Origin of the sequence: Leisingera aquaemixtae, from assembly GCF_001458395.1 — a bacterium.
GTDB lineage: Bacteria > Pseudomonadota > Alphaproteobacteria > Rhodobacterales > Rhodobacteraceae > Leisingera > Leisingera aquaemixtae.
This window is the reverse complement of the sequence record NZ_CYSR01000010.1, coordinates 59,120-81,485: the sequence shown is the minus strand read 5'-3', so window position 1 is coordinate 81,485 and position 22,366 is coordinate 59,120. Positions and strand designations below refer to the sequence as shown.

Below are 22,366 nucleotides of genomic sequence, written 5' to 3'. Positions count from 1 at the left end.
CCGCAGTTTCCCTCACCACCGGTAACGCGGCGCAGTGGAAAAAGTTCCCGGATGCCGCCCCTGCCCCCTCTGGCCCTTTTGCCGGGAACCCCTTACATAGCTACGCAAAGACACCCGATGGAGCTCCGCCTGATGAGATCGAAAGACGGCCGCACGACCAAGGACGGCATCCGCATTCATGAGCCCGGCGATTTCGCGGGCATGCACAAAGCGGGGGCGCTTGCCGCGCGCATTCTGGACGATATCGCAGGCCATGTGTTCCCCGGCCAGACCACTGGCGAGATTGACCGGCTGATCACCAAAATGGTCGAGGACGCGGGCGCCACCTCGGCGACCATAGGCTACAAGGGCTATCAGCACGCCAGCTGCATCTCGGTGAACCACGTGGTCTGCCACGGCATCCCCGGCGACAAGAAGCTGAAGGACGGCGATATCCTCAACATCGACGTGACCGTGATTGTCGACGGCTGGTTCGGCGATACCTCGCGGATGTTCGTGGCGGGCAAACTCAGCCGCAAGGCAGAGCGGCTGATCCAGGTCACCCACGATTCCCTGATGAAGGGGATTGAAGCGGTGAAGCCCGGCAATACCTTCGGCGACATCGGCCACGCGATCCAAACCTATGCCGAAAGCCAGCGGATGAGCGTGGTGCGCGACTTCTGCGGCCATGGCCTGGGCACCGTGTTCCACGCGCCGCCCAACGTGCTGCACTACGGCCGCCCCGGCACCGGCCCGGTGCTGGAAGAAGGCATGTTCTTCACCATCGAGCCGATGATCAACCTGGGACGCCCGGAAACCAAGATCCTGGCTGATGAGTGGACAGCCGTGACCCGCGACAAGTCGCTGTCGGCGCAGTTCGAGCATTCAATCGGGGTAACTGCTGGCGGGGCCGAGATTTTCACCCTGTCGCCGGCCGGGAAATTCCACCCGACCTACGGCTAAGCCCGCCCGGCGCAGGCGGGGGCCGGCCCCCGCACCCCCGGGATATTTTCAGCCAGAAGAAGGACGGATCTGGTCAGGTGCCGGTACCGTCCTGCCCCTTTGCTTCCTGCATCCGCCACAAGGCCAGCAGCAGGGTGCCATCGGCCCAAGGTGTCACCGCATCCTGGATGAACAGCGGTGATCGAGCGGATTTCGGTTTGGGTTTTGTCCCGGCTTCGGCCTTGGTTACAGGCGGCAGGAACGGTATACGCAGTGTCTGTTCCATGCCCGGAACAATAGCACATCCGGCTTAGACCGACAAAAGCGCGGGCACCTCAGCCATATCGCGGAACACCTCCGCCCCCAGTGCTGCAAGCTTTTGGCCGCCGCCCTGCGGCGCATAGCCGAGGCAGCGCATGCCGGCGCGCACCGCGGCGGTGACGCCGCTGCCGCTGTCCTCGATCACCAGGCAGTCGCGCGCCTGCACCGCGAAATGGCTGGCTGCCGCCAGAAACAGCCCCGGCTCCGGCTTGGCCACGCCCAGGGACTGCGCCGAGAACATCGCCTGCGGATGGAACCGTTCCCAAAGGCCGTGCTGGCCCAGGGTGATGCGCATCTTCTCCTCGCTGCCGTTGGAGGCGACGCAGACCGGAATGCCCTTGGCATCAAGCCGCGCCAGCAGGTGCGGAATGCCCGGTGTCAGAGGAACCCCCTGCTTCAGCCGCGCATAAGTCTCGGCATAGACGTCGCGGATCCAGTCCTCCGGCAGCGCGGCCCCCAGGCTGCGGGCCTTTTCCATCACCCCGGCCATGGTGCAGCCGACGAAATACGCCATCGACTGCTCCATGGTCAGCTCCAGCCCGTGCTGGGCCAAGTTTTCGATCAGCGCCTGGTTGGAGGCCGTCTCGCTGTCGACCAGCACGCCGTCGCAATCGAAGATCACCAGTTTCGGAGTTGGAAATGTCTTGGGCATGGAAACGCGCCTTTGCGAGAATAATCCTGTTCTGGGTCACAGGTTTATGCGGCAATCAGGCCCCCGGCAAACCCGGCACCGCGGTTTTTCGCCGGCAGAGTCACAATACCGGCCGGGCTTGAAATAGCCGGAAACAAAAAATGCAGGGGAGGCCCCTGCATTTCATATCGTGCATTTGTCTGGCGAGGCTCAGAACTTGCAGCGCTTTTTCTTGGCCAGTTCAACCAGCACTTCATGGCGCTTATTTGCCGCGTTCATGGCCTCGTTTGCGTTGGAGTAATTGCCGATGACCGCCGGCCAGAACAGGATCGCCGCCGCCACATTGGCGCCCGATGCGGTCTTGCCTTTCTTGGCCTCGGCGCGGATCTCGTCCAACTGGCCCATCTGGGTCTTGATCTCGTCGCAGGTCAGCGAGGCGTCGTCGATATTGTTGGTGGTGACAACCTCAGGAGACACGCAGCCGGCCAGGAACAGCGAGCCAGCGGCCAGCAGGCCAAGGAATTTTGCAGTTTTCATATGAAACCCTCTGAAACCGCCAGAATTGACGGGCTTTTGATTAAAATCACGGGCTCGTTACATCCAGAGGATTACTTTTGCAAATAGAAAGTCAATTATTCGGAGAAAGCGCCGGTTCAGGTCCGCACCTGTTTTACTGCCGCCACATCAGCGAGATATGGGTATCGCCGTACTTGCGGCAGTCCTCCAGTTCGAACCCTTCCGGGGCGGCCATCGGCGCGCTTTCCTCCCAGACCGCCAAGGCTCCCTCCGCCACCCAGCCGCCAGTTACGGCAGCGGCCAGGGCCTTTTCTCCCAGCCCCTTGCCGTAGGGCGGATCGAGGAAGACCAGGTCAAACGGTGCCCCCGGGTTCTGCCCCAGCTTCAGCGCATCGCGGCGCATCAGGGTGCAGCGGTCCTCCGCCCGGCAGATGGCGATGTTCTTACGGATCAAACCGGTAGAGACGCGGCCGTCGTCCACGAACACCACCTCTGCCGCGCCGCGTGACAGCGCCTCAAGCCCCAGCGCGCCGGTGCCTGCAAACAGGTCCAGCACCCGGGCGCCGGGGATGGCGCCAGTGTGCATCAGCACGTTGAACAGGCTTTCGCGCACGCGGTCGGTGGTGGGGCGCAGGTGCGCGCCTGCATCCCCCTTGCCCACCGCGGCCAGCGCGCGGCCGCGGAATTCTCCTGCGATGATCCTCACGCCTTCAGCAGCGGCTTCAGATCGGCGGAGGGATCGGCAACCACGGTTTTGTCTGCGGTCTTGCCCATGTCGATCAGCCGCTTGGCCACCATATAGGCGCGCGGATCGTTCATCGCGTCAACCGCCACCAGCCGGTCGCCGGCATAGTACCAGAACGCGACCTGCCGGCCGTCGCCCTGACGAGTGACAACATTGTCATAGCCTGTGTTGAGACCCGCGATCTGCAGCTTGACGTCATACTGGTCTGACCAGAACCAGGGCTGCGCCACATAGTCTTTGTCCGCGCCCAGCATGTTCTGCGCCACCGTCTCAGCCTGGTCGATGGCGTTCGGCACGCTTTCCAGACGGATGCGGTTGCCCTGGAACGGAAAGGAGGCGCAATCGCCCGCCGCCCAGATGGACGCATCCGAGGTGCGCCCCTTGGCGTCCGCCTTGATGCCGTTGTCCAGCTCCAGCCCGGCCATCTCCGCCAGCTGCGAAGACGGGGTGATACCGACACCAACAACAACAAAATCCACGTCCAGAACCTCGCCGCCGCTCAGCACCGCGCGGGTGACCTGGCCGCCCTCGCCTTCCAGCCGCTCCAAGCCGACGCCTTCGCGGATATCGACACCGTGGGAGGTATGCAGGTTGCGGAAGAAATCCGACGTCTCCGGCGCTGCGACGCGCTGCAGGATGCGGTCAGCCATCTCGACCAGCGTGACCTTGACGCCGCGCTTGGCGCAGACCGCGGCCGCCTCCAGCCCGATATAGCCGCCGCCGACGATCAGCGCGCGCTTGCCCTCGGTCACATGCGGCGCCATCGCGTCAGCGTCGGTCAGGCCGCGCACCACAAAGACACCGTCCAGATCGCCGCCGATTGCAGCTGGCAGGCGGCGCGGGTCGGAGCCGGTGGTCAGCGCCAGCTGGTCATAGGAGATCACTTCATCCCCCAGCGAAACGGTCTTCGCCGCCGGATCAATGCCGGTGACACGCTTTCCCAGTTTCAAGGTGATGTTGTTTTCGGCGTAAAAGCTTTCGGGGCGCAGGAACAGCCGCTCGACCTCCATCTCGCCCAGCAGGTAGGCCTTGGACAGAGGCGGCCGCTGATAGGGCAGTGCTGCTTCCGCGCCGATCAGGGTAATCTCCCCCTCAAACCCGTCTTTGCGCAGCTTTGCCACCAGCGAGGACCCCGCCTGCCCCGCTCCAATCACGACGATGTGGGACATCTCCGCTTGCCTCCCGCAATAGTTCCCGTCACGCTTCCAACGGACCCTATATACCGGGGGCCCCAAAACGCAATCACGAGAAAGAGGAACGTGCAATGATTTCTGTTGGAGACCAGTTGCCCGACGCCGTGCTGACGCGGATCGGAGACGACGGGCCGGAGCAAGTTCAGCTGTCAAGCAAGCTGAAGGGGCGGAAAGTGGTGATATTTGCGGTTCCCGGCGCGTTTACCAGCACCTGCCATTCAGCCCATGTGCCCAGCTTCATCCGCACCAAAGACCAGTTTGCCGAAAAAGGCGTTGATGAAATCATCTGCCTGGCCGGCAACGACCCGTTCGTCATGTCGATCTGGGGCGACAACACCGGCGCCACCGAGGCCGGGATCACCATGCTGTCGGACGCCGAATGCACCTTTACCGAGGCGCTCGGCATGCGGTTCGACGCGCCTCCGGCCGGTTTGATCGGCCGCTCGCTGCGCTATGCGATGCTGGTGGAGGATGGCGAAGTGAAAATCCTCAACAAGGAAGACAACCCCGGCAAGTGCGAACTGTCGGCCGGCGAAGGCCTGCTCGAGTCGATGGGCTAAGGCCTGGATTTCTGCGGCTGCCAGTGCTGGCGGCCGCAGGCGCAAACCCTTAACAAACTTTAAAAAATCAGGTCAGCAGCTCTGCCGCAATGTTTCGCGCGCGAAACATTTGGACAGGGCTGCTGACCTTTTCTGTCAAGCCCTGCGGCTCAAGTCTGCGGCTCGCCGTACAGGCCGTCCATCTTGCGCGCCAGCTTGGCATCCTGGGAGCTGATGCCATCCACGTCATGCGTGGTCAGCACCACTGTCACTTTGTTGTAGACATTGCTCCATTCGGGATGGTGGTTCCATTTCTCCGCCCAGATCGCGGCACGGGTCATCCAGCCGAAGGCATCGGCGAAATTGCTGAACTTGAAGGTCTTGGTGATGGCATCGCGGCCTTCCACCATTTCCCAGCCGGTGGCGAACAGCGGCTCCAGCAGCGGGCCGCGGGTGGCGTCGGACAGTTTTTCCGTCATTCTTGCTCCTCCACATGCGCTTTGCGGAACGGGCCGTAATCGGTCAGGATTTCGATTTCTTCCTCGGTGGCGGCCCGCTCAGCTTCTAGGTAGCGTCCGACGGCCCCGGCAAACCCGGGATCGCCGATCCAGTGCAAGCTATAGGTTTGGCACGGTAAATAGCCGCGCGCCAGCTTGTGCTCACCCTGCGCGCCGGCTTCGATCCGGTCAAGCCCCAGGGCGATGGCCAATTCTATGGCCTGATAATAACACAGTTCGAAATGCAGGCACGGGTGGTGCTCCACGCAGCCCCAGTAGCGCCCGTAAAGCGTATCCCGGCCTATGAAATTCAGCGCTCCGGCCACATAGCGCCCGTTGCGCCACGCCAGAATCAGCGCCATGTCCTGCGCCAGCGTGCGGTGGGCGATATCGAAGAACTGCCGGGTCAGATACGGCGAGCCCCACTTGCGCGCGCCGGTATCCTGATAGAACTCCCAGAAGGCGTCCCAATGCTCAGGGCGCAGGCTGCTGCCCTGAAAGATCTGGATTTCGCCGCCAAAGCACTGCGCCTGCATCCGCTCCTTGCGGATGTTCTTGCGCTTGCGCGACGACAGCGCCCGCATGAAGTCCTCGAAATCGCCATAGCTCTGGTTCTGCCAATGGAACTGCTGGGTGGTGCGCAGCATCAGCCCCATTTCCTCGCCCAGCCGCGCCTCGTCCGCGGTGCAGAAGGTCACATGCAGCGACGACAGGCTGTTGTCCGCCGCCAGCTGCACCGCGCCCTGCAGCAGCGCCGAATGGCCGATGCCGTCAAACCCGGGGCGCACCAGGAACCGCCGCCCGGTTACCGGCGTGAAAGGCACCGCAATCTGCAGCTTGGGGTAATAATGCCCGCCCGCCTGCTCATAGGCGTGGGCCCAATTGTGGTCAAAGATGTACTCGCCCTGGCTGTGCCCCTTGGCATAAAGCGGCGCGCAGGCGATCAGGCGGCCGTTTTGATAGGCGGTCAGATACTGCGGCTGCCAGCCTGTGCCGGGTCCGACAGAGCCGCTGTCCTCCAGCGCGCTCAGAAACCTATGGGTGGTAAAAGGGTCGTATGGACGGCCCCCGTCCGCCGCTTCGGGACAGGCACAGGCATCCCACTCCGCCGCCGCGATCTGCGACAGCGACGCCAGCACCCGGATTTCGATTTGCGCCTGGGACATGCCTTTCCTCCGCACCACTTCTCAGATGTGGGGTGCGGTCCAGCCTGATCAAGATGTTAGCGGCGGCAGGTACTGTTCAAAGGTCACATTGACGGCAAAGGCGCGGGCCGCGGCCTCCTCCGCCGGGGAGGTGACGGTCCAGCACAGCAGCGGCACCCCTTCGCTGCGCAGTGCCTGCACCCGCGGCCGGGCCAGATCGCCGGCCTCGTGGCTGATGAAGCTTGAGCCAGTGCGTTCAAAATCCGGGATCGCGCGCAGGTCGTCGCAGACCGCCCGGGACAGTTCCGGCCAGTCCGCCGGATCATAGGCGCTGGTGGTCAGGCCGCGCGGACGCTCCGGCGCCAGGCGGGCCAGTTCGGCGACCATATGCGGGTTGAACGACATCAGCGCCACCGGCCCGCTATAGCCGTCCAGCGCCTTGGCCGCGGCCCGCTCCAGCGCGCCATCGGTGATACCCATTCCGCCGTGCTGGTCTTTCAGCTCGATCAGCAGCGGCACCCGGCCGCCCACCAGCTCCAAAACTTCATCCAGATCCGGGATGCCCTCGCCATCGCCGCCCTTCAGCGGGATGGCGCGCAGCTCCGCACGGGTGCGCGCCCGGACCGGGCCGCTGGCCTCGGCCAGCCGGTCCAGGACGCCGTCGTGAAAGACCATGGCGCAGCCGTCGCTGGACAATTGCAGGTCGATCTCGATGCCATAGCCCGCGGCCACCGCCGCGCGGACTGCCGCGCGGCTGTTTTCCGGCCGCCCGTCCGCGACATCATGCAGCGCCCGGTGGGCCAGCGGCACGCTCAGGAAGGCTGCAGGCAGGTCAGGTCTCATTTGATCTGGAAGACGCCGTCGATTTCGACTGCAACGCCCAGCGGCAGCGAGGGTGCGCTGACGGCAGAGCGTGCGTGGCGGCCAATCTCGCCCAGCACTTCGACCAGGAAATCGGAGGCGCCGTTCACCACCTGCGGCTGCTGAGTGAAGTCAGCGGTCGAACTGACAAAGGCCCCCAGCTTGACGACGCGGACCAGCCGCTCCAGATCGCCGCCGCAAGCCGCCTTCAGCTGTGCCAGCAGCGCAATGGCGCAGCGCTTGGCCGCGGCCTGGCCGGCCTCCACATCCATGTCTTTGCCCAGGATGCCGGTGATCAGCCCGTTTTCATCGGACGGGATCTGGCCAGAGATATAGACCATATCGCCCGCGACCACATACGGCACATAGTTGGCGGCCGGAGCCGGCGCGTCCGGCAGGGTCACCCCCAGCTCTTTCAGTTTCGCTTCGATGCTCATGGCCGTGTTCCTCCGAGTCTTTGCTGGCCGGGACGCTACCCGGCGCGGCGGCTTTCGGAAAGAGCAAATGCGAAGCCCCCGCGCCGCTTTCCGCCCTGCGGGGGCAGCAGGCGGAGGTCGCCGGTTTCATGCAATGAAACCGGCCCGTTTCCGGCCGCCGTCAGCTTTCGCGGAAGGCTTTCACGAAATAATCGGACAGCGGCTTGACCAGATAGGCCAAGGGCGAGCGGTCGGCGGTGCGGATGTAGCTTTCCACCGGCATCCCCGGAATCAGCACCGTGCCGGCCGGCAGGCGTTCGCGCTCGCCCGGATTGAGCTCGATCTCGGCGCGGTAGTAAGACACTCCGCTGCCCTGATCCTCAAACGAATCCGCCGAAACCTGGGTGACACGGCCGAAGAGCTCCGGCGTGCTGCGCTGGTCCAGCGCGGAGAAGCGCAGGGTCACTTCCTGGCCCATATGCAGCTGGTCGATGTCGGTCGGCGCCACCTGCGCCGCAATCACCAGCGGCCGGTCCTGCGGCACCAGGTAAAGCACCGGATCCGCCGGGCGGATCACCGAACGCGGCGTCTGCACCTGCATCCCGTAGACGATCCCGGACACCGGCGCAGTGATATCCAGCCGCTCCAGCCGCTGCCGCAGCGAGCGGCGGGTTTCGGCCAGCTCCACCTCCTGCGTGCGCAGGTCGCGCAGGCGGGTGATCGCCTCCTCGCGCTGGCCGGTGGCCAGTTTCAAAATCTCGATGTCGATTTCGGTGATCCGCCCCTCCGCCTGCGCCTCCGCCGCCACCAGCTCGCCCAGCTGGCCTTCGAGGTTGGCCTGGGTGCGGCGCAGGTTCAGCACAGTCGCCGCCTGCGCCAGCCCGCGGTCGAGCAGCGATTGCTGGTTGCTCAGCTCCTCGTTGATCAGCTCCAGCTGAACTTTCATCGACTGCTGCTGCGCCTGGACGCCGCGGATCTGCTCTTCGATCTGCACCCGGCGCTTCTCCAGCTGCTCGATCTCGCGGCCGGTGGTGGCCCTGCGGGCCTGGAACAGGCGCTGCTGGCCCTCCACCAGATCCTGAACGTCCGGCTGGGTTTCAGACGCTTTCAGCAGCTCCGCGTCAAAGGTGATGTCCGCCGCCTCGTCCCGCTCTGCCTCCAGCCGCCCGCGGCGCGCCATCAGCTCAAACAGCTGGCCTTCGGTGATCACCAGCTGCGAGGTCAGCTCATTGGCGTCGAGCCGGATCAGCGTGTCGCCCTCCTGCACGGTGTCGCCCTCATCCACCAGGATTTCCGCGACGATGCCGCCGTCCAGATGCTGCACAACCTGACGGTTGCGGTCGACCTCGATGCGGCCAGTTGCCACCACCGCGCCGGAAATCGACGACAGCACCGACCAGGAGCCAAAGCCGCCCACCAGCACAACAAGCGTGATCAGCCCGATAATCAGCGGCCGCCGCGCGGACCAGTTGCCATCGCTGCTCATCGCACGCCTCCCGCACCGGTGGCCTGGCGGATGTTCTGATGGTTCGCAACCATTTCCTGCAGCACCTTGTCCTTGGGCCCGAAGGCCGTCTGGGTTCCCTTGTCGATCACCAGCAGCATGTCGCACTCCTGAATCGCCGCCGGGCGGTGCGCCATGATCAGCACCGAGCGCCCCTCCGCCTTGATCTGCTTGATCGCCTGGTTCAGCGCGATGGAGCCTTCGTTGTCGAGGTTCGAGTTCGGCTCATCCAGGATCACGATCACCGGATCGTCAAACAGCGCCCGCGCCAGCCCGACCCGCTGCATCTGGCCGCCCGACAGCCGCCCGCCGGAGGCCGTCACCCGCGTGTCATAGCCTTCGGGCAGCTTCAGGATCATTTCATGCGCAGCCGCCTTGCGGGCGGCCTCCACCACCTTTTCGGCATCGGGCTGCTGCTCCAGACGGGCGATGTTCTGGGCGATGGTGCCGTCAAACACCTGCACCCGCTGCGGCAGATACCCGATGTGCCCGCCCAGCACGTCCGGCGCGTATTGATCCAGCGAGGCGCCATCCAGCCGCACCGATCCGGCCGCAGGCCGCCACACACCGGTCAGCGACCGCGCCAGGGTGGACTTGCCGGAGCCGGAGGGGCCGATCACCCCGATTGCCTGGCCCGGCTGCACCCGGAAGTTCACATTGCGCAGCAGTGGCGCGGTGCTGCCCGGCGGCACCACCGCCAGCCCCTGCACCTCCAAAAGCGCCTTGGGCTTGGGCAGCGCGGTGCGCGCGGCCTCCTCGGGCACCTTGTCCAGCAGCTCCGCCAGGCTGTGCCAGCCCTTCAGCGCCCGCTGCACCATCGGCCATTGCCCCAGGCCCAGTTCGATGGGCGCCAGCGCCCGGCCCATCAGGATCGAGCCCGCAATCATCGCACCCGGCGTCACCTCGCCCTGCAGCACCAGATAGGCGCCCAGGCCCAGCATCGCCGACTGCAGGAACAGCCGCAGCGTCTTGGTCAGCGTGGTGAAGCCGCCGCCAGTGTCATTGGCCGTGACGCTGTCGGCCAGCGCCGCATCACGGGCCTGTTTCCAGCGCTCGAAGGAGGCGCCGCGCATGCCCATCGACTGGATCATCTCCGCCTCGTTGCGGATCTCCTCGGACATCAGATTGGCCTTGTGGCCGGTCATGTTGGCCTTTTGCATCGGCAGCCGGGTGAACAGCTGGTTGAAGACAGCAATAACCACCAGCACCGCCCCGCCGGCCAGCGCCAGCAGGCCGAGCCAAGGATGGAAGAGGGCAATGCCCGCCAGGAACACCGGCGTCCAGGGCAGGTCGAAGGCGGCGGTCAGCACCGGCGAGGAAATCAGCCGCTGCACCGACTCCAGATCGCTGAGGCCGGTTTGCGCGGCCGGGTCCTGCGCCACGGCGGAGCGGCGGATCATCGCGTCAAACACCCGCTTGTCCAGCGCCGCCTGGAACCGCGCCCCCACCCGTGCCATGATCCGGCCGCGGGCGTAATCCAAGAGCCCCATCATGCCGTAAAGGAACACCACCAGCAGCGACAGCGCCAGCAGCGTCGCCTCGGAACGGCTGCCCAGCACCCGGTCATAGACCTGCATCATGTAAAGGGGGCCGGTCAGCATCAGCAGGTTCACGAAGAAACTGAAGATCCCGGTGAACCAGTACAGGCCCCGGCTCTGCTGCCGCACGGCGCGCAGTTCCTCATAACCATTCTTATAAACGCTTTTACTCATGGGCAGACTGCACTAGTGGTTCCTTGGCTTCGGGTCAGGGCTGGGTTGCATCATGGCCTGGGTTGTATCACTTGTGACACAAGCAGGTAAAAAAATGCAATCAGACTGGAAAACGGCGGGAGAACCCTTATGTGCCCTCCACACGCGCCGGCGCCAGTTTCAATTGGACACTTAACCGAATGGCCTACATGTTGCGACCGCATAAATTTCTATTTGCGCTGATTTTTGCCGCCTTTGCCGCGGGCTGCGCCAACCAGGATCCGGTCGCGCGGGCCGCCGGCGAAGTGTTCGACCCTTACGAGAAAACCAACCGCACCGTGCACGCCTTCAACCGCGGCGTGGACCGTCTGGCGTTCCGGCCTGCGTCCAAGGGCTACGTGGCGATCGTGCCCGCGCCGATGGTGACCAGCTTCTCCCACTTTGCCGAGAACCTGTCGATGCCGGGGCAAATGATCAACGCGCTGCTGCAGGGCGATCTGAAGATGGCCGGCAATGCGTTTTCGCGCTTCGTGATCAACTCGACGGTGGGTTTTGCGGGTCTGGCCGACCCGGCCAGCGAATTTAACGTGCCGCCGGTCGATACCGATTTCGGCGAGACGCTGCATGTTTGGGGCGTTGGCGAAGGCGCCTATGTCGAGCTGCCGTTCTTTGGCCCCTCCACCTCCCGCGATGCAGCGGGGATCGCAGTGGATTTCTTCACCAACCCGCTGGGTTATGTCGAGCAGAATACTGCCGACAACATCAGCATCTATGCGGAAATCGTGCGACGCATGGGTGATCGTGGCAACTATTCCGATACGATCGATTCGATTCTCTACGAGAGCGCCGACAGCTATGCGCAATCGCGGCTGATCTACCTGCAGAACCGCCGGTTCGAGCTGGGCGAAGGCGAAGAGATCACCGAAATCGACCCGTTCGAACTGAACACCGAAGGATTCTGAAGATGGACCGCCGCAAATTTATCATTGGTGCCGGCGCCGTGCTGGCCACCGCGCCGCAAGCCCTGTGGGCGCTGAACGAAAGCCGCGCCAGCTCGCTGATCAACAGCCTGGTGACCGACATCAACCGGGTGATCGCCTCCGGCAAGGGCGAGAGCGCGATGTACCGCGACTTTGAGCGGATCTTCCAGCGCTACAGCGACACCTCCTATATCGCCGCCTACGCTCTGGGCGCGGACGGGCGCCGGGCGTCCTCCGCCCAGAAACGGGCGTTCTCCCAGGCCTTCCAGGGCTACATCTCGCGCAAATACGGCAAGCGCTTCCGCGAATTCATCGGCGGCAAGCTGGAAGTGACCGGCGTCAAGAAGGTGAAAAAATGGTATGAGGTGAGCACCATTGCCTACCTCAAGGGCCAGTCGCCGTTTGAGGTGACGTTCCTGGTGTCGGACCGCTCCGGCCGCGACCTGTTCTTCAACATGTTCATCGAAGGCGTGAACCTGCTCCTGACCGAACGCACCGAGATCGGCTCGATCCTGGACAGCAAGCGGGGCGACATCGACGCGCTGATTGCCGAGCTGCACCGGCTGAGCTAAGGCCGCGCAGTATCCGGTATCCGGATTTAAGAAAGGCTCCCTTCGGGGGGCCTTTTTCTTTGGCCCCCGCGCGGTGCCGGTCCGCGTGCGGCTGCGCCTTCAGCGCGGCCCTCCCGCCCGTCGCGGCAGCATCAAAGATGCCTTGCGCCCGTTGGGCCGGGCGCCCTGCCCCACGGGCAGGGCGTGCGCCGCGCCCCCGGGGCGCGGCGCCGGGCCCAACTGGCGATGGCCCCCGCAAGGGGGTCTGAGCCAGGCGGGAGCGCCTGCGAAAGCGCCCGCGTCAGTTGCCCAGAATGTCACGCAGGATATTGTCGACCGCGCGGCCCAGCTCCTTGCCAAGGTTCGGCCCCTGGCGGCGGCGGCGCTCGCGGCGGGTCTCCTGCGGCGGCGGGGCGATCGGGGCGGGCTCCAGCATCGGCAGCGGCTTGGGCTCCAGCCCCTCATGCACCCGCACCATGGTCTCGCGCCAGATCTCGGCAGGCAGGCCGCCGCCGGTCACACCCGAAAGCGGCGTGTTGTCGTCATAGCCCATCCAGACACCGGCCACGTAATTGGCGGTAAAGCCGATGAACCAGGCATCCTTGGCCGCAGAGGTGGTGCCGGATTTGCCCGCCGCCTGCCAGCCCGGGATCTGCGCCCGCTGGCCGGTGCCGCCGGCAATCACTTTCTCCATCATCCAGACCAGCTGCTGCGCCGCCTCGGTGCGGATCACCCGCTCGCCAATGCCGCCGCTGGCGCCCATCAGCGCGTCGCTGTCCTCGACCAGCTTCAGCTCGGTCACCCCGTAAGGCGTCACCGAGGAGCCGCCGTTGAGGATACCGGCATAGGCCCCGGTCATCTCCAGCAGGCTGCTTTCCGAGGCGCCCAGCGCCAGCGCAGGCCCCGCAGCCAGGTCGCTGTCGATGCCGAAGTCCTTGGCCACCCGGCTTACCTTGTCGCGGCCCACCGCTTCGGAGATCTTGACCGCCGGCACGTTGAGGGAATCCCGCAGCGCGCGCGCCAGCGTCACCTCGCCATAAAACTTGCGGGTGTAGTTCTCCGGGCACCACTGGCCGGAGCCTGGAATGCTCATGCAGTATTTCGCGTCCAGCACCCGGTCATAAGGCGAATAGCCCAGTTCAAGCGCGGTGGCATAGACAAAGGGCTTGAAGGCCGAGCCGGTCTGCCGCTTGGCCTGGGTGGCGCGGTTGAACACGCCCGAGACCTTTGTCTTGCGCCCGCCCACCATCGCACGCACAGCGCCGTCGGCGCTCATCACTACAATCGCCGCCTGCGCCTTGGAGCCTTCGCGGACCTTGTTCTCAAAGATATATTTCAGCGCGTCCTCTGCCGCCGCCTGCAGCCGCTGGTCCAGGGTAGAGCGGATCACCACGTCCTCGGTGGTCTGATCGCCCAGGAAATCCGGGATGGTGTCCATGACCCAGTCGGCAAAATACCCGCCAGCCCGTGCCGCAGCGGCCTCGCTCAGCTCTGCCGGGTTGTCCTGGTTGCGCTTCATCTCCGCCGTGGTCAGATACCCCTGCTCCTGCATCAGCCGCAGCACAGTCGCGGCCCGGTCCTGCGAGCGCTCCAGGCTGTTGGTCGGCGCCAGCGTCGAGGGCGCGGTCAGCAGCCCGGCCAGCATCGCGCCCTCGGCCGGGTTCAGCTGGTTGGCGGATTTGCCGAAATAGCGCTGCGCCGCGGCCTCAGCCCCATAGGCGCCGCCGCCCATATAGGCGCGGTTCATGTAGATCGAGAGGATCTCATCCTTGGTGTACTTGGCCTCCAGCGCCAGCGCAAAGACCGCTTCGGTCGCCTTGCGCCACAGCGAGCTTTTGCGGCAGTCGGCCTCATAGGCGCTTTCGCTTTTCCACTCCGCCGGATCGTACTGGCGGCCCAGGCACAAAAGCTTGGCGGTCTGCTGGGTGATGGTGGAGCCGCCATGGCCGGACAGCGGCCCGCGCCCCTCGCTCAGGTTGATGCGCACGGCGCTGGCAACGCCGCGGGGCGAGATGCCGAAATGGCGGTAAAACCGCTTGTCCTCGGTCGCGACAATCGCGTTCTTCAGATGCGGCGAGACGGTGTCCGCCGTCACCACGCCGCCGAACTGGTCGCCGCGCCAGGCAAACACCTCGCCCTCGCGGTCCAGCAGCGTGACCGAGCCGCGCGCGCGCCCGTCCAGATAGGCAGACACATCCGGCAGCTTCAGGTACTGAAAGGCCACCGCCAGGCCGACCAGCAGGCAGACCACCATGCCGATGCGCCAGGTGAACCCCCAGGCCAGCCGGAACGCCCAGGCAAAGGGCGCCAGCAGCAGACCGATGACGCCCTTCTTCTTGGGCGCGGGCCTGGCGCGCGTCTTCTTGCGGAAGAACAGGCCAAACAGCCCGGACTTCTTTGCCTTGCGCGCGGGTGTCTTGCGCGCAGACGTCTTGGCGGCAGAGGGCTTCCCCTTGCCGCCTGCGGTATAACGTTTTTCTGCCACCAGAGGCTTGCGCCCGGATCCTTGAGCCATCGTCGTTTCCTGCCCGGTTTGCCCGTTTGCCGCGACAATACTCTGCCTGACGCGGTTTGTAGAGGGGCAGAATCCGGACCTTTCCCGCTTTGCCAGATGGCCGGTTTTTAAGCGAAGCGGGCAAAAGGCGCAAAATTATTGTGCGCTCGCAGAAAGACGCGCGGAAACTTGCTGGCCGTTTCTTTGCACGACTCGCATCGCCGGTTTTGCTGCAAGTGCGAAATGCATCGGCATGGGGCCGGCGTGAAGCAAATGCAGGGGATGCTGAGATGAAACTGATCATAGCTGCCATCAAGCCCTTCAAGCTGGACGAGGTCCGCGAAGCGCTGACCTCGCTGGGTGTGAGCGGGCTGATGGTCACCGAAATCAAGGGCTTTGGCGCGCAGGCCGGGCACACGGAAATTTACCGCGGCGCAGAATACGAAGTGAATTTCGTGCCGAAGCTGAAGCTGGAGCTGGTGGTGCCCGCGGATCAGGCCGAGCAGGCCGTCAGCGCCATCGCCGAGACCGCCCGCACCGGCAAGATCGGTGACGGAAAGATTTTTGTTCTGGATGTGGAACAGGCGGTGCGGGTGCGCACCGGCGAAACCAACCTCGAGGCGCTGTAGGCGCGCCCGGCACGGAGGAAAGACATATGAAGCAACTGAAACTCCCCTTGGCAGCCTTGGCGCTGACCGCGCTGCCGGGCCTGGCGCTGGCCCAGGACGGCCCCGCCCCGGGCGTGAACCCCGCAACCGATACCGTTTTCATCCTGAACTCGCTCCTGTTCCTGATCGGCGGCTGCCTGGTGTTCTGGATGGCCGCAGGCTTTGCCATGCTGGAAGCGGGGCTGGTGCGCTCCAAGAACGTCACGATGCAGCTGACCAAGAACATGGCGCTGTTTTCGCTGGCCGCCGTCTTCTACTGGCTGATCGGCTATAACCTAATGTATCCGCTGGGCAATTGGGCGGTTGACGGCGTCCTGTCCGGTGTCTTCGGCCCCGGCGTGCTGGAAGCCGTGGGGATCACCGCAGAAGGGGCGGATGATTATTCCTACGCGTCCACCGGCTCGGATTTCTTCTTTCAGCTGATGTTCTGCGCCGCCACCGCCTCGATCGTGTCGGGCACCCTGGCCGAGCGCATCAAGCTGTGGCCGTTCCTGATCTTCACCATCGTGCTGACCTCGGTGATCTACCCGTTCCAGGCCAGCTGGAAGTGGGGCGGCGGCTTCTTGGAGCAGATGGGCTTCCTGGATTTCGCTGGCTCCACCGTGGTGCATTCGGTGGGCGGCTGGGCCGCGCTGACCGGCGCGCTGATCCTTGGTCCGCGCATCGGCAAGTACAAGGAAGGCAAGACCATCCCGATGCCCGGCTCCAACCTGGCGCTGGCGACGCTCGGCTGCTTTATCCTGTGGATGGGATGGTTCGGCTTCAACGGCGGCTCGCAGCTGGCCATGGGGTCGATCGGTGACGTCGCCGATATCTCGCGCATCTTTGCCAACACCAACGCCGCAGCGGCTGGCGGTGCGGTGGCGGCGCTGGTGCTGACACAGGTACTGTTCAAGAAGCCGGATCTGACCATGATCCTGAACGGCGCGCTGGCGGGCCTGGTCGCAATCACCGCCGAGCCGCTGACCCCGGGTCTGGGCCTTGCCACCCTGATCGGTGCCATCGGCGGCGTGATCGTGGTGTTTGCGGTGCCGATGCTGGACAAGCTGCGGATCGACGACGTGGTTGGCGCCATCCCGGTGCATCTGATCTGCGGCATCTGGGGCACCGTCGCCGTGGTGCTGTCGAACCCCGACGCCACGCTGCTGAAGCAGCTGACAGGCATTGCCGTGGTGGGTGTGTTCACCGTCGCAGCCTCCGCCGCGGTCTGGATCATCCTGCGCGCCACCATGGGCATCCGGGTGGAGGAAGAAGACGAGGTCAACGGCCTCGACATGGCCGAGCTGGGCATGGAGGCCTATCCGGAGTTCTCCCCGAGCTGACTTTTCAGCCCTTGAAACAAAAGCGCGGCGCCTGCTTCAGGCGCCGCGTTTCTGTTTGGAAGTAGACACCTATTTAGCAGCCCAAGCCCAAGACAGATCCTCCGCCAAGGATTGGCAGCACGTTTCCGGTGTATAAGGGCGGACTTTGAATCCAGCGGCCGGTTTCTTGCCACGGAATCGCTCCGCATTATATCTTTGGCCCAGAGGCGCGATGACCTTGGTTTACAAGTTAGCTACAGCCGTTCCTTCGACTGCCCGAAGGCACGGCTGTTTTTTGAGGAACGGATCATCCGGTCTTGCTGCGGGCTGCTGACAGGCAATTCCGAAGAGGGCAGATCCCGCGGCGGGTCAAGGAGGCTCGGATATGAAACCCAATTTTATTATTGCCGGCGCTCCAAAGTCCGCGACTTCCTGGCTGGTGAATGCACTCAAGCGCCACCCCGATACCTACCTGCCCCGGAGCGAGCTGCACTTTTTCAATATCAAGGAAAACTACGCTCGCGGCTTTGACTGGTACTGCGGGAAGTTCGATCCTGGGAAAGGGCGGCGTGCGATTGGCGAAAAAACTCCCAACTACATGTGGATTACACCGGCCCCCCACAAAAGCCGCTTTGGCACCCATCTTCCGGATATCCACAAGGCCATTCATCGCCTGCTACCGGACGTCAAGCTGATCTTTGTGCTGCGCGACCCGGTAGACCGCTTGGTTTCGGCTTTCAACCATTACCGCAGAAGCGGGCAGTTTTCACCGTATTGGGACTTGGAAGATGTTGTCTTTGGCCGCAAGGCGCATCTGGGTGACAAATACGGCCTGATCGACATGGGGCTATATGCGAAACACCTCGAGGCCTATTACCAGCTGTTTGACCGCAGCCGCTTGAAAGTGATCATTACCGAAACCGACATCAAAGGTGCTGCGGATAAAACTTTAATGGAAATCTGCCGGTTTCTGGACATTGATCCCGGACATCCGGAGATGGACCCCGGAAAGGAGGTTAATCCCTTTGACCCCATCCGGGTCTCGCAGGCCTATCTGAACTACCTCAATCCGTTCCCGAATGTGAAATCGCTCAAGCGGGGCGCGCGGTTCGCCTCAAAGATCCTAAGGGGGCCACCGCTGAAAAAATACGTTCCGGACGAGAATGTCTTGAAGCAAATCGCCGGAATCTATGCCAAGCCCAACCAAAAACTATTCACCTTGATTGGCCGGCAGGATGTGGACTGGAAGTAATCCGCCCCGCCGGAGAGTGCAGCCAGCACGCGGGCTGCGCCACAAGGCGCAACCCGTGGTTAGCGACCTGAGGCTTAAACGCCGGCGTCGACAATCGCCTTGGCCAGCACCGGCACGGTCTGCGCGTTGAGGCCTGCAATGTTCAGGCGGCTGTCGCCCACCATGTAGATGCCGTTGTCCACCCGCATCTTCTCGACCAGCTCCGGCGTGGTGCCCAACAGCGAGAACATGCCGCGGTGCTGGGCGATGAAGCTGAACCGGTCGGACCCGGTCAGCCGCTGCAGCTCGTTCGCCAGTTTCTGGCGCAGGCCCAGCATGCCCAGGCGCACCTCTTCCAGCTCTGCTGCCCAGTCGGCGCGCAGGGCGTCGTCGTTCAGGATCATGGTCACCAGACGCGCGCCGTGGTCCGGCGGGAAGGAGTAGTTCTGCCGGTTCAGGAACGCCAGGGTGCCCTGGTTCAGCGCCTGCGCGGAAGCGTCGTTGGAGACCGCCATCAACAGGCCGGTGCGCTCGCGGTAGATACCGAAGTTCTTGGAGCAGCTGGCCGCAATCAGCACCTCGGGGCAGCTGGAGGCAACCAGGCGCACGCCCACCGCGTCTTCTTCCAGACCGTCGCCAAAACCCTGATAGGCAATGTCGATCATCGGGATCAGGCCGCGCGCATTCAAGAGCGCGATGACCTCTTTCCACTGCACCTCGTTCAGGTTGGCGCCGGTCGGGTTGTGGCAGCAGCCGTGCAGCAGCACCACGTCGCCCTTCTCAGCGCCCTTCAGGTCTTCCATCATGCCGTCGAAGTTCACGCCGCGGGTGTCGCGGTCGAAGTACCGGTAGACCACGGTTTCAATGCCGACGTAGTTCAGGATCGACACATGGTTCGGCCAGGTTGGGTCCGACACAAAGACGCGGGCCTTGGGATTGGCCATCTGGATCAGCTCGAACGCCTGGCGCACCGCGCCGGTGCCGCCGGGGGTGGCTGCCGCCGCGATGTTTTCACGCGCAACCGCATCGCCCAGGATCAGCTTGATCATCGCGTCCGAGTAGGCCGGATCGCCCGCCAGGCCGACATAGGACTTGGTGGTCTGCTCTTCCCACAGCTTGTGCTCCGCCGCCTTTATGGCGCGCATTACCGGGGTGACGCCCTCGGCGTTCTTGTAGACGCCGACACCCAGGTCGATCTTGTCCGCGCGCGGGTCGTCGCGATACATCTGCATCAGCATCAGGATCTTATCGGCGGGCTGGGGTTTCAGGGTTTCGAACATTGCTCAGTTCTCTCCGGTAGCAACGGGAAGGGTCGGGAAGGCACCCCATTCCACCCAGGACCCGTCATAAAGCGCATGATCGGTCTTGCCGATGCGCTCCAGAGCGAGGCTGAGGATGGCGGCAGTAACGCCCGATCCGCAGGAAGTAATTGCAGGTTTGCTCAGATCGACGCCGGCAGCTTCAAAGGCGGCGCGCAGCCCATCGGCATCCTTCATGGTGCCGTCTGCATTCAGCACCTGGCCAAAGGGCACATTCTTGGAGCCCGGAATGTGGCCTGCGCGCAGCCCCTCGCGCGGCTCCGGCGCGTCGCCGCGGAAGCGTTCAGCGGAGCGGGCGTCGATGATCTCATGGTCGCCCAGCTTGGCAGCCGCGGACACTTGGGTCACGTCGCGCACCATGTGGTTCTGCACCCGCACGGTCATATGGCGGTCGCGGATCACCGGCGGCAGGTCCTCGACCGGATGGCCTGCGGCCTGCCATTTCGGGAAACCGCCGTCCAGCACAGCAACATTGGCCTGGCCCATCAGCCGGAACAGCCACCAGACGCGGGCGGCGGAAAACAGGCCGGCGCCGTCATAAATCACCACCTGGTGGCCGTCGCCCACGCCCATGGCGCGCAGCTTGGACATGAATTTCTCCACCGGCGGCACCATATGCGGCAGGTCGGAGCGGTTGTCGGAAATCTCGTCAATGTCGAAGAACCGCGCGCCGGGGATATGGGCAGCCTCATACTCTGCCCGGGCGTCGCGGCCCTGCTGCGGCAGATACCAGGACGCGTCCAGCACCCGCAAATCCGGGTCTTTCAGATGGGCGGCAAGCCAGTCCGTGGATACCAGCGTCTTCGGATCGTCCTGCATCAAAGTGTCTCCCTATCTGCACATAGCGCCATGGGTACATCCGGCAGCACAGCGGTGCAAGCTATCCCCGCTCTCTACCTGCGGTTACAAAATTCTTGCGGGCCTTTAACGCGCCGGCAATAAACAGGGACCACTGTTTGAGCTTGTTATTGCAGAGGCGTATTGCCATGCCCGGTTTTCGACGCATTCTTTCAGCCCTCCTCGTTTTCCTTTCCCTGGCCAGCCCCCAGGCGCTGCGTGCAAGCTGCGTGGAGATGGGAAAAACTTGTATTAACGACAATGACTTGAAGGCACAGATCAGGATCGGGCGCCATACGCCGGACTTGCAGGGGCTGGAACGGTTCACGCATCTGAGGGAGCTGACAGTGATGGCCGACCTGCGGTTTGACGCGCCGGTCGACCTGTCGCCGCTGGCGGCACTGCCCGGGCTGGAGCGGCTGGCGCTGGTCAGCATCACCGCGCCGGACCTCGCACCGCTCACCCGGCTGCCGGGGCTTAAGCGGCTGAGCCTTGATTCTGTGCACGCGCCGGATTTCACCCCGCTGGCCAGCATGACCGGGCTGGAACACCTGTCGGTCTGGGGAATCAAAGAGGTCACCGACCTGTCCTTTGCGCGCGGCCTGACGCGGCTGCAAAGCCTGAACATCGCCGATTCCGGTGTCACCGACCTGAGTCCGCTGGAGGGCTTGCAAGACCTGGAGGTCTTTCTGGCCTTCAACACGCAGGTTTCCGACCTGAGCCCGCTGGCGGCCGCGAATCTGCGGGTGGCCTGGATCTCCAACTGCCCGGTCGAAAGCGTGGCCGCGCTGGCCGCCTCGGACCGGCTGGAGATGCTGCGGGCCGATGGCACCCGGCTGCAAAGCCTAGAAGGGCTGCAAAACAAGCCGGCGCTGCAAACCCTGATCCTGTCGGACACGCCGGTCGCGGAGCTGGCGCCGATTGCGGATGCGGCCAGCCTGAATGAACTGGCGCTGGACGGAACCCAAGTCAGCGACATCGCCCCGCTAGCGGGTCTGAGCGCACTGCGTAAGCTGACCCTGAAAGGCACCGCAGTCGCCAGCCTGGAACCGCTGGCGGGCAAGAACCTGCGCGAGCTTTCGCTGACCAACACCGCGGTCGCGGAGCTGGACGGGGTCCAGAGCATGGACGACCTGTGGGAGCTCAGCATATCCGGGACCGGCATCCGCGACCTGACGCCGCTGACCGGCTTGAGGAAGCTGGCGATTCTGCGGGTGATCGGCCTGCCCGCTGCGGCGCTGCCGCCGCTGCTGGAGATCGACAGCCTGCGGATCGTCTTTGCCGGCCCCTCGCTGGCATCGCGCAAGCGCCTGCTGGGCCGGGAGAAGATCACGGAATACATAACCCGCCATCAGTGATGCCCGCAGGCCGATCCGGCCTTTGCCGCTTCTGGCCCGCATCAAGCAGGTCGGCTGGCCGTTTCCCAAGGCCTCAGGCCACAACCCGCAAACGCGGTGCTTCCGGCCGGGCCGCCGCCTGCCCTGCTGAAAACCGGTGCGCAAATGCGAGGCCCGCCCGGATCACATGCGGGTCCATTTTCCCGCCGGTGACCTCGGCAACGGCTTCGCGCGCGCCCGGCGTCTGGTCCCGGCGCATGTGGTGCAGCATCTGCAACAGTGCCGCTTCATCCGGCGTTACGGTCCCGCGCAGCTCCAAGTCAAAGGGATCGGTGAAAGTAAACCGCCCGTCCCGGCAGTCCAGCACCGCCCGCAGCAGTTTCATCAGCGCCTGCGCCGCTGGCAGGCCGATGGCCTCCCCCCAGCGCTCCGCCGCCACCATGTAGGCCCGCTGCCACGCCTGGCTGTCCGGTGTCTCATGGCTCAGCAGAAACTGCCGTAGTACCGCCAGCAGCCCGGTCTCAAAGGCGTCAAACCCGTGCGCCGCCAGCGCGGCTTCATGCGAAGGTTCTTTCATTCGCTTTCCCCTGGTGAAGTTTGGGCAGCAGGCGGGCTGCCGTCTCCGGCCGGGCCTGATCCAGAAGCGAATCTGCTGGGCAGAATTTATC

23 protein-coding genes are annotated in these 22,366 nt (G+C 64.2%); 8 read left to right on the top strand and 15 right to left on the bottom strand.

Translation table 11 applies throughout. The features are described from left to right. Positions 1-132: 132 nt before the first annotated feature. The gene (gene map, locus PHA8399_RS04115) at positions 133-942 is read left to right on the top strand and encodes a type I methionyl aminopeptidase (protein ID WP_058285240.1); all 810 of its coding nucleotides are present in this window, start codon (positions 133-135) and stop codon (positions 940-942) included. A 73-nt stretch (positions 943-1,015) separates the two neighbouring features. Here the strand turns inward: map and PHA8399_RS21825 are convergent, their stop codons facing one another. The 5 genes from PHA8399_RS21825 to PHA8399_RS04095 form a co-directional block, all read right to left on the bottom strand. After that, on the bottom strand, positions 1,016-1,207 hold the full coding sequence (locus PHA8399_RS21825) for a hypothetical protein (RefSeq protein ID WP_082649459.1): 192 nt from the start codon (positions 1,205-1,207) through the stop codon (positions 1,016-1,018). A 24-nt stretch (positions 1,208-1,231) separates the two neighbouring features. Beyond that, the gene (locus tag PHA8399_RS04110) at positions 1,232-1,894 is read right to left on the bottom strand and encodes an HAD family hydrolase (protein ID WP_058284921.1); all 663 of its coding nucleotides are present in this window, start codon (positions 1,892-1,894) and stop codon (positions 1,232-1,234) included. A gap of 189 nt (positions 1,895-2,083) precedes the next feature. Further along, entirely contained in the window at positions 2,084-2,410 is a 327-nt protein-coding gene (locus PHA8399_RS04105) for a YgdI/YgdR family lipoprotein (RefSeq protein WP_058284920.1), read from the bottom strand. A 133-nt stretch (positions 2,411-2,543) separates the two neighbouring features. Then, a complete protein-coding gene (rsmD, locus tag PHA8399_RS04100) occupies positions 2,544-3,095 on the bottom strand; it encodes a 16S rRNA (guanine(966)-N(2))-methyltransferase RsmD (protein ID WP_058284919.1) in 552 nt (183 codons plus the stop codon). Then, on the bottom strand, positions 3,092-4,303 hold the full coding sequence (locus PHA8399_RS04095; RefSeq protein ID WP_058284918.1) for an NAD(P)/FAD-dependent oxidoreductase: 1,212 nt from the start codon (positions 4,301-4,303) through the stop codon (positions 3,092-3,094). The genes rsmD and PHA8399_RS04095 overlap by 4 nt, the downstream gene beginning before the upstream one ends. A gap of 95 nt (positions 4,304-4,398) precedes the next feature. On the opposite strand from PHA8399_RS04095, the gene PHA8399_RS04090 reads away from it, so the two are divergent. After that, positions 4,399-4,887: a peroxiredoxin gene (locus PHA8399_RS04090; protein ID WP_058284917.1), complete on the top strand. Its 489-nt coding sequence runs from the start codon at positions 4,399-4,401 to the stop codon at positions 4,885-4,887. 149 nt (positions 4,888-5,036) lie between these two features. On the opposite strand, the gene PHA8399_RS04085 is transcribed toward PHA8399_RS04090, so the two are convergent. The 6 genes from PHA8399_RS04085 to PHA8399_RS04060 all read right to left on the bottom strand — a co-directional run bounded on the left by PHA8399_RS04085 (position 5,037) and on the right by PHA8399_RS04060 (position 11,001). Then, a complete protein-coding gene (locus PHA8399_RS04085; RefSeq protein WP_058284916.1) occupies positions 5,037-5,345 on the bottom strand; it encodes a 4a-hydroxytetrahydrobiopterin dehydratase in 309 nt (102 codons plus the stop codon). Next, complete coding sequence (locus PHA8399_RS04080) at positions 5,342-6,529, bottom strand: GNAT family N-acetyltransferase (RefSeq protein WP_058284915.1); 1,188 nt, start codon at positions 6,527-6,529, stop codon at positions 5,342-5,344. The genes PHA8399_RS04085 and PHA8399_RS04080 overlap by 4 nt, the downstream gene beginning before the upstream one ends. A 48-nt stretch (positions 6,530-6,577) precedes the next feature. After that, positions 6,578-7,351: a glycerophosphodiester phosphodiesterase family protein gene (locus PHA8399_RS04075; RefSeq protein ID WP_058284914.1), complete on the bottom strand. Its 774-nt coding sequence runs from the start codon at positions 7,349-7,351 to the stop codon at positions 6,578-6,580. After that, positions 7,348-7,806 carry a RidA family protein gene (locus PHA8399_RS04070; RefSeq protein WP_058284913.1) on the bottom strand — a complete coding sequence of 153 codons (459 nt, stop codon included), beginning with the start codon at positions 7,804-7,806 and terminating at the stop codon, positions 7,348-7,350. The genes PHA8399_RS04075 and PHA8399_RS04070 overlap by 4 nt, the downstream gene beginning before the upstream one ends. Positions 7,807-7,966: 160 nt before the next feature. Beyond that, complete coding sequence (locus PHA8399_RS04065; RefSeq protein ID WP_058284912.1) at positions 7,967-9,271, bottom strand: HlyD family type I secretion periplasmic adaptor subunit; 1,305 nt, start codon at positions 9,269-9,271, stop codon at positions 7,967-7,969. Then, positions 9,268-11,001, bottom strand: coding sequence for a type I secretion system permease/ATPase (locus PHA8399_RS04060; protein ID WP_058284911.1), 1,734 nt, complete (start codon positions 10,999-11,001; stop codon positions 9,268-9,270). Before PHA8399_RS04060 ends, PHA8399_RS04065 begins: the two co-directional genes overlap by 4 nt. Before the next feature lie 179 nt (positions 11,002-11,180). Here PHA8399_RS04060 and PHA8399_RS04055 point away from each other — a divergent pair, with 179 nt between their 5' ends. Then, positions 11,181-11,942, top strand: a complete 762-nt coding sequence (locus PHA8399_RS04055) for an MlaA family lipoprotein (RefSeq protein ID WP_058284910.1) — start codon at positions 11,181-11,183, stop codon at positions 11,940-11,942. A gap of 2 nt (positions 11,943-11,944) precedes the next feature. Then, positions 11,945-12,532, top strand: coding sequence for an MlaC/ttg2D family ABC transporter substrate-binding protein (locus PHA8399_RS04050; protein ID WP_058284909.1), 588 nt, complete (start codon positions 11,945-11,947; stop codon positions 12,530-12,532). 280 nt (positions 12,533-12,812) lie between these two features. Here the strand turns inward: PHA8399_RS04050 and PHA8399_RS04045 are convergent, their stop codons facing one another. Then, the gene (locus PHA8399_RS04045; RefSeq protein ID WP_058284908.1) at positions 12,813-15,026 is read right to left on the bottom strand and encodes a transglycosylase domain-containing protein; all 2,214 of its coding nucleotides are present in this window, start codon (positions 15,024-15,026) and stop codon (positions 12,813-12,815) included. A 269-nt stretch (positions 15,027-15,295) separates the two neighbouring features. On the opposite strand from PHA8399_RS04045, the gene PHA8399_RS04040 reads away from it, so the two are divergent. The 3 genes from PHA8399_RS04040 (at position 15,296) to PHA8399_RS04030 (ending at position 18,226) form a co-directional block, all read left to right on the top strand. Beyond that, entirely contained in the window at positions 15,296-15,634 is a 339-nt protein-coding gene (locus tag PHA8399_RS04040) for a P-II family nitrogen regulator (protein ID WP_058284907.1), read from the top strand. 26 nt (positions 15,635-15,660) lie between these two features. After that, on the top strand, positions 15,661-16,995 hold the full coding sequence (locus tag PHA8399_RS04035; RefSeq protein ID WP_058284906.1) for an ammonium transporter: 1,335 nt from the start codon (positions 15,661-15,663) through the stop codon (positions 16,993-16,995). A gap of 364 nt (positions 16,996-17,359) precedes the next feature. Beyond that, positions 17,360-18,226, top strand: a complete 867-nt coding sequence (locus PHA8399_RS04030) for a sulfotransferase domain-containing protein (protein WP_058284905.1) — start codon at positions 17,360-17,362, stop codon at positions 18,224-18,226. Between the two features lie 74 nt (positions 18,227-18,300). Here PHA8399_RS04030 and PHA8399_RS04025 read toward each other — a convergent pair whose 3' ends face one another. Together PHA8399_RS04025 and sseA are read right to left on the bottom strand one after the other, a co-directional pair. Further along, positions 18,301-19,485, bottom strand: coding sequence for an amino acid aminotransferase (locus PHA8399_RS04025; RefSeq protein ID WP_058284904.1), 1,185 nt, complete (start codon positions 19,483-19,485; stop codon positions 18,301-18,303). 3 nt (positions 19,486-19,488) lie between these two features. Continuing rightward, positions 19,489-20,343 (bottom strand): 3-mercaptopyruvate sulfurtransferase, encoded by an 855-nt coding sequence (sseA, locus tag PHA8399_RS04020; RefSeq protein WP_058284903.1) that lies wholly within the window; start codon positions 20,341-20,343, stop codon positions 19,489-19,491. Between the two features lie 284 nt (positions 20,344-20,627). Here sseA and PHA8399_RS04015 point away from each other — a divergent pair, with 284 nt between their 5' ends. Then, positions 20,628-21,719, top strand: a complete 1,092-nt coding sequence (locus tag PHA8399_RS04015; RefSeq protein ID WP_244270150.1) for a leucine-rich repeat domain-containing protein — start codon at positions 20,628-20,630, stop codon at positions 21,717-21,719. Positions 21,720-21,792: 73 nt separating this feature from the next. Here PHA8399_RS04015 and PHA8399_RS04010 read toward each other — a convergent pair whose 3' ends face one another. Further along, complete coding sequence (locus PHA8399_RS04010) at positions 21,793-22,275, bottom strand: hypothetical protein (protein WP_058284902.1); 483 nt, start codon at positions 22,273-22,275, stop codon at positions 21,793-21,795. Positions 22,276-22,366 lie beyond the last annotated feature (91 nt).